The 14,382-nt window shown below is 67.7% G+C and carries 13 protein-coding genes; 10 read left to right on the forward strand and 3 right to left on the reverse strand.

Features of this window, described 5'->3' with window-relative positions; genetic code table 11:
* Position 1: 1 nt before the first annotated feature.
* On the reverse strand, positions 2–817 hold the full coding sequence (gene rhdA / locus BLR75_RS21450) for a thiosulfate sulfurtransferase (protein WP_084313991.1): 816 nt from the start codon (positions 815–817) through the stop codon (positions 2–4).
* A gap of 233 nt (positions 818–1,050) precedes the next feature.
* Here rhdA and motA point away from each other — a divergent pair, with 233 nt between their 5' ends.
* The gene (gene motA, locus BLR75_RS21455; protein ID WP_084313992.1) at positions 1,051–1,902 is read left to right on the forward strand and encodes a flagellar motor stator protein MotA; all 852 of its coding nucleotides are present in this window, start codon (positions 1,051–1,053) and stop codon (positions 1,900–1,902) included.
* Positions 1,903–1,905: 3 nt separating this feature from the next.
* Positions 1,906–2,931, forward strand: a complete 1,026-nt coding sequence (gene motB, locus BLR75_RS21460; protein ID WP_084313993.1) for a flagellar motor protein MotB — start codon at positions 1,906–1,908, stop codon at positions 2,929–2,931.
* Positions 2,932–3,074: 143 nt separating this feature from the next.
* On the opposite strand, the gene rsgA is transcribed toward motB, so the two are convergent.
* Complete coding sequence (gene rsgA / locus BLR75_RS21465; RefSeq protein ID WP_084313994.1) at positions 3,075–4,106, reverse strand: small ribosomal subunit biogenesis GTPase RsgA; 1,032 nt, start codon at positions 4,104–4,106, stop codon at positions 3,075–3,077.
* A gap of 93 nt (positions 4,107–4,199) precedes the next feature.
* On the opposite strand from rsgA, the gene orn reads away from it, so the two are divergent.
* Complete coding sequence (gene orn / locus BLR75_RS21470; RefSeq protein WP_084313995.1) at positions 4,200–4,742, forward strand: oligoribonuclease; 543 nt, start codon at positions 4,200–4,202, stop codon at positions 4,740–4,742.
* A 414-nt stretch (positions 4,743–5,156) separates the two neighbouring features.
* Here the strand turns inward: orn and queG are convergent, their stop codons facing one another.
* Positions 5,157–6,221 (reverse strand): tRNA epoxyqueuosine(34) reductase QueG, encoded by a 1,065-nt coding sequence (queG, locus tag BLR75_RS21475; protein ID WP_084313996.1) that lies wholly within the window; start codon positions 6,219–6,221, stop codon positions 5,157–5,159.
* An 83-nt stretch (positions 6,222–6,304) separates the two neighbouring features.
* On the opposite strand from queG, the gene BLR75_RS21480 reads away from it, so the two are divergent.
* From BLR75_RS21480 to hflX, 7 genes are all read left to right on the forward strand, one after another.
* On the forward strand, positions 6,305–7,804 hold the full coding sequence (locus BLR75_RS21480; protein WP_084313997.1) for an NAD(P)H-hydrate dehydratase: 1,500 nt from the start codon (positions 6,305–6,307) through the stop codon (positions 7,802–7,804).
* On the forward strand, positions 7,795–8,259 hold the full coding sequence (tsaE, locus tag BLR75_RS21485) for a tRNA (adenosine(37)-N6)-threonylcarbamoyltransferase complex ATPase subunit type 1 TsaE (protein ID WP_084313998.1): 465 nt from the start codon (positions 7,795–7,797) through the stop codon (positions 8,257–8,259). Before BLR75_RS21480 ends, tsaE begins: the two co-directional genes overlap by 10 nt.
* A 7-nt stretch (positions 8,260–8,266) precedes the next feature.
* On the forward strand, positions 8,267–9,694 hold the full coding sequence (gene amiB, locus BLR75_RS21490) for an N-acetylmuramoyl-L-alanine amidase AmiB (RefSeq protein ID WP_084313999.1): 1,428 nt from the start codon (positions 8,267–8,269) through the stop codon (positions 9,692–9,694).
* A complete protein-coding gene (gene mutL / locus BLR75_RS21495; protein ID WP_084314000.1) occupies positions 9,691–11,598 on the forward strand; it encodes a DNA mismatch repair endonuclease MutL in 1,908 nt (635 codons plus the stop codon). Before amiB ends, mutL begins: the two co-directional genes overlap by 4 nt.
* A 68-nt stretch (positions 11,599–11,666) precedes the next feature.
* Complete coding sequence (miaA, locus tag BLR75_RS21500; RefSeq protein ID WP_084314001.1) at positions 11,667–12,620, forward strand: tRNA (adenosine(37)-N6)-dimethylallyltransferase MiaA; 954 nt, start codon at positions 11,667–11,669, stop codon at positions 12,618–12,620.
* Positions 12,621–12,725: 105 nt separating this feature from the next.
* The gene (gene hfq, locus BLR75_RS21505; protein ID WP_003095657.1) at positions 12,726–12,974 is read left to right on the forward strand and encodes an RNA chaperone Hfq; all 249 of its coding nucleotides are present in this window, start codon (positions 12,726–12,728) and stop codon (positions 12,972–12,974) included.
* Positions 12,975–12,986: 12 nt separating this feature from the next.
* Positions 12,987–14,288 (forward strand): ribosome rescue GTPase HflX, encoded by a 1,302-nt coding sequence (gene hflX / locus BLR75_RS21510; protein WP_084314002.1) that lies wholly within the window; start codon positions 12,987–12,989, stop codon positions 14,286–14,288.
* Positions 14,289–14,382: the final 94 nt, after the last annotated feature.

The following is a 14,382-nucleotide window of genomic DNA, read 5'->3' on the forward strand; positions in this document are numbered from 1 at the left end:
CTTAAACCTCTACGGGAGTGTCGGGGTGGTTGCCCCATTCCGACCAGGAACCGGCGTAGCCCTTGACGCGCGGATAGCCGAGGGCCTTGGCCACCAGGTAGGTGAAGCCGGAGCGGTGGTGGGTCTGGCAGTGGGTGATCACTTCCTTGTCCGGGGTGATGCCGAGCTGGCGGAGGATGTCCGCCATGTCGCCGCGGATGCGCAGGGCGCGCGCCGGGTCCATGCCGGCGGTCCATTCGAAGTTGGCCGCGCCGGGGATGTGCCCGCCCTTCGCCGCGAGCACCTTCTCGCCGCGGTATTCGGCCGGGCTGCGCGCGTCCCAGATCGCCAGGTCGGCGGCGCCCAGGCGGCTCTGCAGGTATTCGCGGGTGGCGGTGGGCTCGTCGTGCAGGGTCAGCGGCAGCGGGCCGCCGACCGGGGCGGGAACTTCCTGGCTGCGTTCGCGGCCCTCGGCGACCCAGGCATGCAGGCCGCCGTCGAGATAGTGGTAGTGCGGGTGGCCGATCACGTCGAGCAGCCAGATGAAGCGTCCGGCCCAGCCGCCGCCCTCGTCGTCGTAGACCACGTAGACCGCGTCGGGGTTGTGCCCGAGTTCGCCGAACAGCGCTTCCAGCTCGGCCTTGCCCGGCAGCAGTCCCGGCGCCGGCGGCTGGCCGAGCTGGGTGCGCTTGGGATCGACGAAGCGGGCGCCGGGAATGTGGCCCTCGGCATAGCGGGCCGCGCTGGTCAGGTCGACCAGGATCAGTTCGGCGGCGCCGAGGCGCGACGCCAGGTCGGCGGGCTCGATCACCAGGGGCAGTGCGGAGAAGGCGGACATGTCGGAGTCTCCAGTACGGCTGGAAAGCCAGCGGTTGCGACCCGCGGGCTTCGTGGCGAAAGCGGTTCAAAGCGCGCCAGTTTAACGGAAACCGCGGCCGGCGTAGCGGTTGCCGCGCGTTTTGTGGGAGATGGGGCTTTTTCGCAGGGGCGGCCTATAGTCCGGCGCAGCGCTGCCGATAACCCGCCGGAGAGGGGCGATCCCCCGTTTTCCTCAACTGCGCAGTGTCATCCATGGCAAAAATCATCGGCATCCTCGTCGTATTCGGCAGTATCCTCGGCGGCTACGTGCTTTCCGGGGGCAAGATCGCCGCCATCATCCAGCCGTTCGAGATCATGATCATCGGCGGCGCGGCGCTTGGCGCGTTCCTCCAGGCCAACCCCGGCAGCACCTTCAAGACGGTGCTGAAGAAGGCGCCGAAGATGTTCAGCAACCGTTTCACCCAGACCTTCTACCTGGAGGTGCTGGGCATGCTCTACGAGGTGCTCAACAAGAGCCGCCGCGAGGGCATGATGGCGATCGAGGCGGATGTCGAGGACCCGCAGGCCAGCCCGATCTTCAGCAAGTACCCGGCGATCCTCAAGGACGAGCGGATGACCGCCTACGTCTGCGACTACCTGCGCATCATGTCCTCCGGCAACATGGCGCCGCACGAGCTGGACGGCCTGTTCGACATGGAGCTGGTCAGCCTCAAGGAAGACCTCAACCACAGCGCCCACGCGGTCACCCGCGTGGCCGACGCGCTGCCCGGCTTCGGCATCGTCGCCGCGGTGCTCGGCATCGTCACCACCATGGCCCTGCTCGGCAGCGGCACCCAGGCGGAGATCGGCCACCACGTGGCGGCGGCGCTGGTCGGCACCTTCCTCGGCATCCTCGCCGCCTACGGCTTCATCGGCCCGCTGGCCGGTGCCCTGGAGCACGACGCCAAGGAAGAACTGAACCTCTACGAGGCGATCAAGGCCTGCCTGGTCGCCTCGGCGTCCGGCATGCCGCCGTCGCTGGCGGTGGAATTCGGGCGCAAGGTATTGCTGCCGGCGCACCGGCCCAGCTTCGCCGAGCTGGAGCAGGCGGTACGCGGTCGCTGAGCCATGGACAATAACCAGCCGATCATCATCAAGCGCGTCCGGCGCTACGAAGCCGGGCACCACGGCGGCTCCTGGAAGATCGCCTTCGCCGACTTCGCCACCGCGATGATGGCGTTCTTCCTGGTGCTCTGGCTGCTGTCCTCGGCGACGCCGGAGCAGCGCCGGGTCATTTCCGGCTACTTCCAGGACCCCATCGGCTTCACCGAAAGCGCCAGTCCCTACGTCATCGACCTCGGCGGCACGCCGACGCCGGCGCCGGACAAGACCCTCAACCCGCAGGTGCAGGCGCAGCCGGAAAACAACGAGATGCGCATCAGCCCCGAGCGCGACCTGCGCATCAATCCCGCCGAGGCGGAAGGGCTGGCCGAGGAAGTGGAGAAGGAGCGCCTCGAACTGCTGCTCCAGGAACTGCAGAACAAGGTGGACGAGAACCCCACCCTACGGCGCTTCAAGGACCAGATCCTGTTCGAGATCACCCGCGACGGCCTGCGCATCCAGATCGTCGACGCAGAGAACCGGCCGATGTTCGACCTCGGCAGCGCGCACCTGCAGCCGTACTTCGAGGACATCCTGCTGGCCCTGGCCGAGACCATCCGCCAGGTGCCGAACAAGATCAGCATCAGCGGCCACACCGACGCCAAGCCCTACGCCGGCAACGGCGACTTCGGCAACTGGGAACTCTCCGCCAGCCGCGCCAACGCCGCGCGCCGCGCGCTGGTGGCTGGCGGCTATCCGGAAGGGCAGGTGGCGCGGGTGGTCGGCTATGCCTCGTCGGTGCTGTTCGACGCGAAGGCGCCGCTCAACCCGGTGAACCGCCGCATCGACATCATCGTCCTGACCCGCAAGGCTCAGCGCGCCATCGAGGGGCAGGATGGCGGCGCTGCGCCTGCGCTCGTGCCGGAGAAATCCGCCGCGCCTGCCGCCCCGCCGGTCGCCAGTCCGACGCAGCCGCTATCCGACGAGCAGTTGAAGGAAAAGCTCAATCTGTTCGACGACGGCGGCACGCTGAAGCTGGACGAGGTGCGCTAGGGCGGAGTCGGCATGCCCACAATGTAGGGCGAATGACGCGGAACGCGTCATCCGCCGATGACGGTGCGTGCCGATATTGCGGCGGATAACGCTGTGGCGTTATTCGCCCTACGCGAAATGCTCCGCCGCTGGCCCGCGAACGATCAATACTCGTCTTGCGGCAGGCTGGCGATGATGTGCCGGTAGCTGGCCATCCGCTGCGGCTGCACGCGGCCTTCCTCCAGCGCCCTGAGCAGTGCGCAGCCTGGTTCGCGGTCGTGCTTGCAGTCGCGGAAGCGGCAATGCCCGAGCAGGTCGTGGAACTCGATGAAGCCGGCTTCCACGTCATCGCGGCTGACATGGCCAAGGCCGAATTCGCGGATGCCGGGGGAGTCGATCAGGTCGCCGCCGGCGGGGAAGTGGAACAGCCGCGCGGTAGTGGTGGTGTGGGTGCCCTTGCCGGTGACCTCCGACAGGTCGCCGACGCGGGTGTCGACTCCCGGCAGCAGCGCATTCACCAGCGACGACTTGCCCACGCCCGACTGCCCTACGAACACGCTGACGTGCTCGTTCAGCGCGGCGCGCAGGGCGTCCATCGCCAGGCCGTTGAAGGCCGAGACTTCCAGCAGCGGATAGCCCAGCTCGCGATAGACGCCGAGCAGCGAATCGATGCTTTCGGCGTTGTCCTCGTCGATCAGGTCGGCCTTGTTCAGCAGCAGCAGCGGCTTGATGCCGGCGTGCTCGGCGGCCACCAGGTAGCGGTCGATCAGGTTGGCGTGGGGCTCGGGGCGCGGCGCGAAGACTATGACGATGCGGTCGACGTTGGCCGCCACCGGCTTGAGCACGCCGCGCATGTCCGGCCGGCACAGCTCGGAGCTGCGCGGCAGCTGCGCGACGATCACGCCGATGCCCTGGTTGCCCGGGCGCCAGACCACGCGGTCGCCGGTCACCAGCGGCGGCAGGTTGGCGCGCAGGTGGCAGCGGAACACCTGGCCGGCGTCCTCGCCTTCCTGGGCCTCGACTTCCACCTGCACGCCGAAGTGGGCGATTACCAGGCCGTGCTGCTCGGGGCCGAGGTCGCCGCCTTCCAGCTCATCCAGCGCGCGGGATTCGCGCTTGGCGGCGCGGGCGGCGCGTTCTTCCTGGATTTTTTCGATGCGCCAGCTCTGCCGGCGGGTGAGGTGACGCTTGGCCATATGTTGTCCACAGGGAAAATCGCCGGCGAGTTTAGCATGCGCTTGCCTGCTTCCCGCTAAACTACTGGGCTGTAGCCCAGGAGTCGCAACATCATGCAGAACCCGCAGAACCTGATCTGGATCGACCTGGAGATGACCGGGCTGAACCCGGACCAGGACGTCATCATCGAAATGGCGACCATCGTCACCGACAGCAACCTCAACGTCCTTGCCGAAGGGCCGGTGATCGCCATCCACCAGCCGGAGGACATCCTCGCCGGCATGGACGAGTGGAACACCCGCCAGCACGGCCAGTCCGGCCTGACCCAGCGGGTCCGCGAGAGCCGGATTTCCACCGCCGAGGCCGAGGCGCAGACCCTGGCCTTCCTGGAGAAATGGGTGCCCAAGCGCGCCTCGCCGATCTGCGGCAACAGCATCTGCCAGGACCGCCGCTTCCTCTATCGGCAGATGCCGAAGCTGGAAGCCTACTTCCACTACCGCAACCTCGACGTCTCCACCCTCAAGGAACTGGCCGCGCGCTGGGCCCCGCAGGTGCGCGACAGCTTCAAGAAGGGCAACACCCACCTGGCGCTGGACGACATCCGCGAGTCCATCGCCGAGCTGAAGCATTACCGCGAGCATTTCATCAAGGTCTGACGGCCACGGCTTTTCGTAGGAGCGAGGGGGACGCCCAGTCCTTGCTCGCGAAGCTCTTCGTGCGTGTCGCGGGCATGGCCCGCTCCTACAGGTTTACCGGACCCCCGCGTTCGCAGACATAGCCCGTTTGACAGCGGACCTGTAGGAGCCAGGGGGACGCCTGGTCCTTGCTGGCGATCCGGTTTTCCTTCAGCGCCGGTGTGGCCGGATAGTGCGGCTTTCGCCAGCAAGCTGGCTCCTGCGAAGAGCGGTGCCGAGTCGCATCATTCGCCCTGCCGACTGTCGATGCTCCTTGTAGGAGCGAGCTTGCTCGCGAACGAAATGCGTTGAGATACCAAGACAGTTGCTCCTACAGGTGCAATCCGCGGTAGCCCCGTAGGATGGGTTGAGCGCAGCGATACCCATGCGGGCTAATCAGACGACGCCGTGGCGCTGCAGCGCCCACTCCACATGCTCGCGCACCAGCTCCGACGGGAACTCCCGCCGCGCCTTCAGCGCCTCGATCACCGGAATGCTCGACGGCGCATTGCCCAGCCCGACCGCCAGGTTGCGCAGCCAGCGCTCGTAGCCGGCGCGGCGCAGCGGCGAGCCTTCGGTGCGGGAGAGGAATTCCTCCTCGCTCCAGAGGAACAGTGCGGCCAGGTCGGCGTTGTCCAACTGGTGGCGCGGCTGGAAGTCGCCCTTGTCGGTGGCGCGGGCGAAGCGGTTCCACGGGCAGACCATCTGGCAGTCGTCGCAGCCGAACACGCGGTTGCCGATCAGTGGGCGCAGATCCTCGGGAATCGCCCCCTTCAGCTCGATCGTCAGGTAGGAAATGCAGCGCCGCGCATCCAGCACGTAGGGCGCGACGAAGGCGGCGGTGGGACAGATGTCCAGGCACGCCGAGCAGCGCCCGCAGTGCTCGCTGCCGTGGGGCGGATCGACCGGCAGCGGCAGGTCGGTGAACAGTTCGCCGAGGAAGAAGTAGCTGCCGGCCTTGCGGTTCAGCACCAGGGTGTTCTTGCCGATCCAGCCGAGCCCGGCCTGTTCGGCGATGGCCTTTTCCAGCACCGGCGCGCTGTCGACGAAGGCGCGGTAGCCGAACGGGCCGATCTCCTGCTGGATGCGCTCGGCCAGTTGCTGCAGGCGCTTGCGGATCAGCTTGTGGTAGTCGCGGCCGAGGGCGTAGCGCGACACGTAGGCTTTTTCCGGCGCGGCCAGCACTTCGGCCATCCGCGTATCGCCCGGCAGGTAGTCCATGCGCAGGGAGATCACCCGCAGCGTGCCGGGCACCAGCTCGTCCGGGCGCCAGCGCTTGCTGCCGTGGGCACCCATGTAGTCCATCTCGCCCTGGTAGCCGGCCTCCAGCCAGCGCTGCAGGTGCGCGCCATGTTCTTCGAGGTCGAGCCCGCTGATGCCGACCTGTTGGAAGCCGAGCTCGCGGCCCCAGGTCTTGATGGTCTCGGCGAGTTGCTGGAAATCGGGGATTGAATCGTGCATGCGGGGCGGGGAAAGCGCGGATGGGGTGCGTATAATTCTGCCAGACCTTGCCGCTGGCGCCGAATTTCCCCGCCGGAATCCCCATGACCGCACATCCCCACGACTCCCTGCCGACTGCCCTGTACAGCGCCGCCCAGGTGCGCGACCTCGACGCGCGCATCATCGCCGCCGGCACGCCGGGCTTCGAACTCATGCAACGCGCCGCCCATGCCACCTGGCGCGCCCTGCGCCGGCGCTGGCCGGATGCAGGGGCGATCAGCGTCCTCGCCGGGCACGGCAACAATGCCGGCGACGGCTACCTGATCGCCGCGCTGGCCCGCCGCGCCGGCTGGTCGGTGCGGGTGTTCGCGGTGGGCGATCCCGCGCGGCTCTCCGGTGATGCGGCGAGCGCCCATGCCGAAGCATTGGCCGCCGGCGTGGCGGTGCAGCCCTGGGCGGACGACTGCGAGCTGCAGGGCGTGCTGGTCGACGCGCTGCTCGGCACCGGTCTCGGCGGCGCGGTGCGCGAACCCTTCGCCGGGGCGATCCGGCGGATCAATGCCAGCGGCCTGCCGGTGCTGGCGGTGGACATTCCTTCCGGGCTCAGCGCCGATACCGGGGAAATCCTCGACGTGGCGATAAGGGCCGATCTCACGGTGACCTTCATCGGCCTGAAGATCGGCCTGTTCACCGCCCAGGGGCCGGATTGCTGCGGCGACCTGGCATTCGACGATCTGGCAGCCGATCCCGCGCTGCTACAGGTCGCGCCGCTGGCGACCCGCCTTGCGCCTGCCAGCCTCGCGCGCCTGGCGCCACGGCCGAAGGCGGCGCACAAGGGCATGTATGGTCATTTGCTGGTGATCGGCGGCGACCACGGCATGGGCGGCGCGGTGCTGCTGGCGACGGACAGCGCGCTGCGCAGCGGCGCAGGGCTGGTCTCGCTGGCCACCCGCGAGCCGCACGTGGCGAGCGCGCTGGCGCGGCGGCCGGAAATCATGGCCCATGGCGTGGTGTCTTCCGCCGACCTGCTGCGCCTGGCCCAGCGCGCCGACGTGCTGGTGGTCGGCCCGGGGATCGGTCGCGAGGCATGGGGGCGCTGCCTGGCCAGCGCCGCGGCGAGCCTGGTTGCCGTCCAGGTCTGGGATGCCGATGCGCTCAACCTGCTGGCCGAAGGCGCGCTGCAGCAGCCGTCCGGCGACTGGGTGATCACCCCGCATCCCGCCGAGGCCGCGCGCCTGCTCGGCCGGACCACCGCCGAGGTGCAGGCCGACCGACCCGCCGCCGTCCGCGAGCTGGCGGCGCGCTACGACGCTGTGGCGGTACTGAAGGGCGTGGGCAGCCTGGTAGCCGCGCCGGATGGGCGCCTGGCGCTGTGTTCCCACGGGCATCCGGCGATGGCCGGGGCCGGGCTGGGGGACGTGCTGTCCGGCATCATCGGCGCGCTGCTGGCGCAGAAGCTGGAGGCGTTCGACGCGGCCTGCCTGGCGGTCTGGCTGCACGCCCGTGCCGGTGAACAACTCGGCAGCGAGGGACGCGGGCTCGCCGCCAGCGACCTGATCCCTGCCGTTCGTCAGTTACTTGAGGAATCGAATCCATGTCTTTGAATCTGTTCGCCGATGGCGAGGAAGCCATGTACCAGTTGGGCGGGCGGATCGCGGCGGCAAGCGCAGGGAGGGGCGTCATCTACCTGCACGGCGACCTCGGCGCCGGCAAGACCACCCTCTCGCGCGGCATTCTGCGCGGCCTCGGGCATTCCGGGGCGGTGAAAAGTCCGACCTTCACCCTGGTCGAACCCTATGAAATCGACGGGAAGCGGGCATTCCACTTCGATCTTTACCGCCTCGCCGACCCCGAGGAGCTGGAATATCTCGGCATCCGCGACTACTTCGAGGGTGACGCGCTGTGCCTGATCGAGTGGGCCGAACGCGGTGCGGGCATTTTGCCAAAGGCCGACCTTGACATTACCATTGTCCCGCAAGCGGGTGGCCGCATGCTGCGCCTTGAACCGCACGGTGCGCGGGGGGAAGCCTGGTGTGCCACCCTGACCACAGGAGCATGAGATAAAAATGGGTTGGGGGTTGCGCCTGCGGGCGCTGTTGGCCGGGGTATTCGTTCTGCTGGCTATGACTGCCGGCGAGGTTCTTGCCGCCGCACAAATCAAGAGCGTGCGCATCTGGCGCGCACCGGACAACACCCGCCTGGTGTTCGACCTGTCCGGCCCCATACAGCACAGCCTGTTCACCCTCAGCGCGCCCAACCGCATCGTCATCGACATCAACGGCGCCCAGCTCACCACCGTGCTCGACAAGCTCAAGCTGAGCAATACGCCGATCACCGCCGTGCGTTCGGCGCAGCGCTCGCCCAGCGACCTGCGCCTGGTGCTCGACCTTTCCGCCCAGGTGACGCCGAAGAGTTTCGTCCTGCCGCCGAACCAGCAGTACGGCAACCGCCTGGTGGTCGACCTGTACGACCAGGGCGCCGACATCACCCCCGACGTGCCGGCCACTTCCGCGCCGAACGTGCCCGCCGTGCCGGTCACTCCGAGCCAGCCGGTGGCCAGGGTGCCGGCTCCGGCGGGCGGCAAGCGCGACGTGGTGATCGCCATCGACGCCGGCCACGGCGGCGAGGACCCGGGCGCGCTCGGCCCGGGCGGGCTGCACGAGAAGAACATCACCCTGTCGATCGCCCGCGAACTGCAGCGGCAGATCAACCAGATGAAGGGCTTCCGCGCCGAGCTGACGCGCACCGGCGACTACTTCATCCCGCTGCGCAAGCGCACCGAGATCGCCCGCAAGAAGGGCGCCGACCTGTTCGTCTCCATCCACGCCGACGCCGCGCCCAGCCGCAGCGCCTTCGGTGCCTCGGTGTTCGCCCTCTCCGATCGCGGCGCGACCTCCGAGACCGCGCGCTGGCTGGCCGATACGGAAAACCGTTCCGACCTGATCGGCGGCGACGGCGGCGTCAACCTCGACGACAAGGACCGCATGCTCGCCGGCGTGCTGCTCGACCTGTCGATGACCGCGACCATGTCCTCCAGCCTGGACGTCGGCCACAAGGTGCTGACCAACGTCGGGCGCATCACCTCGCTGCACAAGAGCCGCGTCGAGCAGGCCGGCTTCATGGTGCTGAAGTCGCCGGACATCCCGTCGATCCTGGTGGAGACCGGCTTCATCTCCAATCCGGGCGAATCGCGGAAGCTGGCCAGCACCTCGCACCAGCAGGCCCTGGCGCGTTCGATTTCCTCCGGCATCCGCCAGTACTTCCAGCAGACGCCGCCGCCGGGCACCTATCTCGCCTCGCTGCGCGACAGCGGGAAGATTTCCGCCGGCCCGCGCGAGCATGTGGTGCGTGCCGGCGAGAGCCTGTCGATGATCGCCGCGCGCTACGACGTCAGCATGGCGGCGCTGCGCAACGCCAACAGCCTGAAGAGCGACAGCGTGCGGATCGGCCAGGTACTGAAGATTCCCGGCACCGCACTGGCGTCCCAGCAATGAGCGAATCGAAGCGTATCCAGCTGCTCAGCCCGCGGCTGGCCAACCAGATCGCCGCCGGCGAAGTGGTCGAGCGGCCGGCCTCGGTGATCAAGGAACTGCTGGAAAACAGCCTGGATGCCGGTGCCCGCCGCGTCGACATCGAAGTGGAGCAGGGCGGCGTGAAGCTGCTGCGGGTGCGCGACGATGGCGGCGGCATTCCCGCCGACGACCTGCCGCTGGCCCTGGCGCGCCATGCCACCAGCAAGATCCGCGAACTGGAAGACCTGGAGCGGGTGCTGAGCCTGGGCTTCCGCGGCGAGGCGCTGGCCTCGATCAGCTCGGTGTCGCGCCTGACCATGACCTCGCGCACCGCCGACGCGGAGCAGGCCTGGCAGGTGGAAACCGAGGGCCGCGACATGCAGCCGCGGGTGCAGCCGGCGGCGCATCCGGTCGGTACTTCCGTCGAAGTCCGCGACCTGTTCTTCAATACGCCGGCGCGGCGCAAGTTCCTGCGCGCCGAGAAGACCGAATTCGATCATCTGCAGGAAGTCATCAAGCGCCTTGCCCTGGCGCGCTTCGACGTCGCCTTCCACCTGCGCCACAACGGCAAGACGATCTTCGCCCTGCACGAGGCGGCCGACGAAATGGCCCGCGCACGGCGCGTCGGCGCGGTGTGCGGCTCGGGCTTCCTCGAGCAGGCGCTGCCCATCGAGGTGGAGCGCAACGGCCTGCACCTGTGGGGCTGGGTCGGCCTGCCGACCTTCTCGCGCAGCCAGCCGGACCTGCAGTACTTCTACGTGAACGGCCGCATGGTGCGCGACAAGCTGGTCGCCCACGCGGTGCGCCAGGCCTACCGCGACGTGCTGTACAACGGCCGGCACCCGACCTTCGTGCTGTTCTTCGAGGTCGACCCGGCGGTGGTCGACGTCAACGTGCACCCGACCAAGCACGAGGTGCGTTTCCGTGACAGCCGCATGGTCCACGACTTCCTCTACGGCACCCTGCACCGGGCGTTGGCCGAGGTACGTCCGGACGACCAGCTGGCACCGCCCGGCGCCACCACGCTGACCGTGATGCGGCCGACCGGGCTGGACGCGGGCGAGTTCGGCCCGCAGGGCGAGATGCGCCTGTCCGAGAACGTCATCGAGGCGCCGGCTGCCGCGCCGGCCTGGGAGCCGCGGGCTGCGGGCTCCACCGGCGGTTCCGGCTCCGGATACGGCTATCAGCCGCCGCGCCAGGAAGTCCCGCCGCTGGCCGAAGCCCAGGGCGCCTACAAGGCCTACTTCGCGCCGCTGCCGGAAAACGCCGCGCCGCAGCCGCTGCCGGAAAGCGCGCAGGACGTTCCGCCGCTGGGCTACGCGCTGGCGCAGCTCAAGGGCATCTACATCCTCGCCGAGAACGCCCATGGCCTGGTGCTGGTGGACATGCACGCCGCCCACGAACGGATCACCTACGAGCGCCTGAAGACCGCCATGGCCAGCGAGGGCCTGCGCGGCCAGCCGCTGCTGGTGCCGGAGTCCATCGCCGTCAGCGAGCGCGAGGCCGATTGCGCCGAGGAGCATGCGGGCTGGTTCCAGATGCTCGGTTTCGAGCTGCAGCGGTTCGGCCCGGAGACCCTGGCGATCCGCCAGATTCCTGCGCTGCTCAAGCAGGCCGAGGCCAACCAGTTGGTGCGCGACGTGCTTGCCGACCTGCTGGAATACGGCACCAGCGACCGCATCCAGGCGCATCTCAACGAGCTGCTCGGCACCATGGCCTGCCACGGCGCGGTGCGCGCCAATCGCCGCCTGACCCTGCCGGAAATGAACGCCCTGCTGCGCGACATGGAAATCACCGAGCGCAGCGGCCAGTGCAACCACGGCCGGCCGACCTGGACCCAGCTCGGCCTGGACGAGCTGGACAAGCTCTTCCTCCGCGGCCGCTGAATTCCAATATCGTAGGATGGGTTGAGCGCAGCGATACCCATCTCTCTCTTCTGTAATCGAGCCTGCCGATGTCCACGCTTCCTCCCGCCATCTTCCTCATGGGCCCGACCGCCGCCGGCAAGACCGACCTGGCGCTGGAGCTGGCGCGCGTGCTGCCCTGCGAGCTGATCAGCGTCGACTCGGCGCTGATTTACCGGGGCATGGACATCGGCACCGCCAAGCCGTCGCCGGAAGTGCTGGCCGAGTTTCCGCACCGGCTGATCGACATCCGCGACCCGGCGGAAAGCTATTCCGCCGCCGAATTCCGCGCCGACGCGCTGGCGGCCATGGCCGAGATCACCGCGGCCGGGCGCATTCCGCTGCTGGTGGGCGGCACCATGTTGTATTTCAAGGCATTGCTGGAAGGCCTGGCGGACATGCCCGGCGCCGATCCGGCGGTGCGCGCGGAGATCGAGGCGCAGGCCGCCGCCGAGGGTTGGGCGGAACTCCACCGCCAGCTGGCGGAGGTCGATCCGGAGTCCGCCGAACGCATCCATCCCAACGATCCGCAGCGGCTGGTCCGCGCGCTGGAGGTCTATCGCGTCAGCGGGATGTCGATGAGCGAACACCGCCGGCGCCAGGCACAGGAAAGCGCGCCCGTGGACGGGCAATTACCGTATACTGTCGCGCATCTGGCGATCGCCCCGCAGCAGCGGCAGATACTGCACGAGCGTATCGCGCAACGTTTTCGCCAGATGCTGGAACAGGGCTTCGTTTCCGAGGTCGAAGGCCTTCGCGCAAGAGGCGACTTGCATTCGGGTCTGCCATCCATTCGTGCCGTGGGTTACCGTCAGGTGTGGGACTACCTCGACGGCAAACTGTCCTACGCTGAAATGGAAGAACGCGGAATCATCGCCACGCGGCAACTAGCCAAGCGCCAGTTCACCTGGCTGCGCAGCTGGAGCGATCTACACTGGTTGGACAGTCTGGCAGGCGACAATCTGCCGCGGACCTTGAAATACCTTGGGGCGGTCTCCATATAAGGATGAGACCTTTGTTCGGCCGTCTATCCTTGGGGCATAAAGGACGGCGCTTTTAGCCAATTCGACTACTACATCTATTTATTATCCCTTGAAGGAGTGCGGCATATGTCAAAAGGGCATTCGCTACAAGACCCTTATCTCAATACTCTGCGGAAAGAACGCGTTCCGGTTTCCATTTACCTGGTCAACGGCATCAAGCTGCAAGGCCAGATCGAATCCTTCGACCAGTTCGTCATCCTGCTGAAAAACACCGTGAGCCAGATGGTCTACAAGCACGCCATCTCCACCGTGGTTCCCAGCCGTCCGGTGCGTCTGCCCAGCGGCGATCAACCGGCCGAGCCGGGCAACGCTTGACGGGAGTCCGCCTTGTTCTTTGAGCGCCCGGGCGGTGGGGAACGGGCCATCCTTGTCCATCTGGAAGGTTCGGACCCCGAGGCGCGCGAAGATCCGCAGGAGTTTCAGGAGCTGGCTCGCTCGGCGGGCGCGGAAACTGTGGCTTTCATCAGCATTTCGCGCCACCAGCCTTCAGCCAAGTACCTGATCGGCAGCGGCAAGGTCGAGGAACTCCACGACCTGGTCGGCGCCGAGCAGGTCGAGCTGATCATCTTCAATCACACCCTCACGCCCAGCCAGGAGCGTAACCTGGAGCGCGCGCTCGAATGCCGTGTTCTGGACCGCACCGGGCTGATCCTGGACATCTTCGCCCAGCGCGCCCGTACCCACGAGGGCAAGCTGCAGGTGGAGCTGGCCCAGCTCGAACACATGAGCACGCGCCTGGTGCGCGGCTGGACCCACCTGGAGCGGCAGAAGGGCGGTATCGGCCTGCGCGGCCCGGGTGAAACCCAGCTGGAAACCGACCGCCGTCTGTTGCGGGTGCGCATCCGCCAGATCAAGCAGCGCCTGGAGAAGGTGCGCAGCCAGCGCGAGCAGGCCCGCCGTGGCCGCCGTCGTGCGGACATTCCCTCGGTATCCCTGGTCGGCTACACCAACGCCGGCAAGTCCACGCTGTTCAACGCCCTGACCACCTCCGAGGTGTACGCGGCGGACCAGCTGTTCGCCACCCTCGACCCGACCCTGCGCCGCCTGCAACTGGACGACGTCGGGCCGATCGTGCTGGCCGACACCGTGGGCTTCATCCGCCACCTGCCGCACAAGCTGGTCGAGGCCTTCCGTGCCACGCTGGAGGAATCCAGCAACTCCGACCTGCTGCTGCACGTGATCGACGCCCACGAGCCGGAACGCACGGCGCAGATGGAGCAGGTGCATGCGGTGCTCGAGGAGATCGGCGCCAACGAGCTGCCGATGCTCGAAGTGTTCAACAAGATCGACCTGCTTCCGGACTTCGAACCGCAGATCCAGCGCAACGAAGATGGCAGGCCGGTACGGGTCTGGCTCTCGGCGCGTGAAGCGCGGGGGCTGGATCTGCTCAGGCAGGCCGTGGCCGAACTGCTCGGCGACGATCTGTTCATTGGCACCCTGTGCCTGCCGCAGCGCCTCGGACGCCTGCGCGCGCAGTTCTTCGAGCTGGGCGCGGTGCAGTCCGAAGGACATGACGAACAGGGACATACGTTGTTGCAGGTTCGCCTGCCGCGGGTTGAGCTGAATCGCCTGGTCAGCCGTGAAGGCTGGCAGCCGGCGGAGTTCATTGCCCAACACACTTTGCAATAAAGGCCGGGGTGCTGCTTTTGGCAGAGGCCCGGGCATTCTGTAGCATTGGTGGGCGCGCCGTAGGCGCGTTTTCGCGTTATTCAGATGGAGAGCG

It is taken from the genome of Pseudomonas jinjuensis (genome assembly GCF_900103845.1).
GTDB classification, from domain to species: Bacteria; Pseudomonadota; Gammaproteobacteria; order Pseudomonadales; family Pseudomonadaceae; genus Pseudomonas; species Pseudomonas jinjuensis.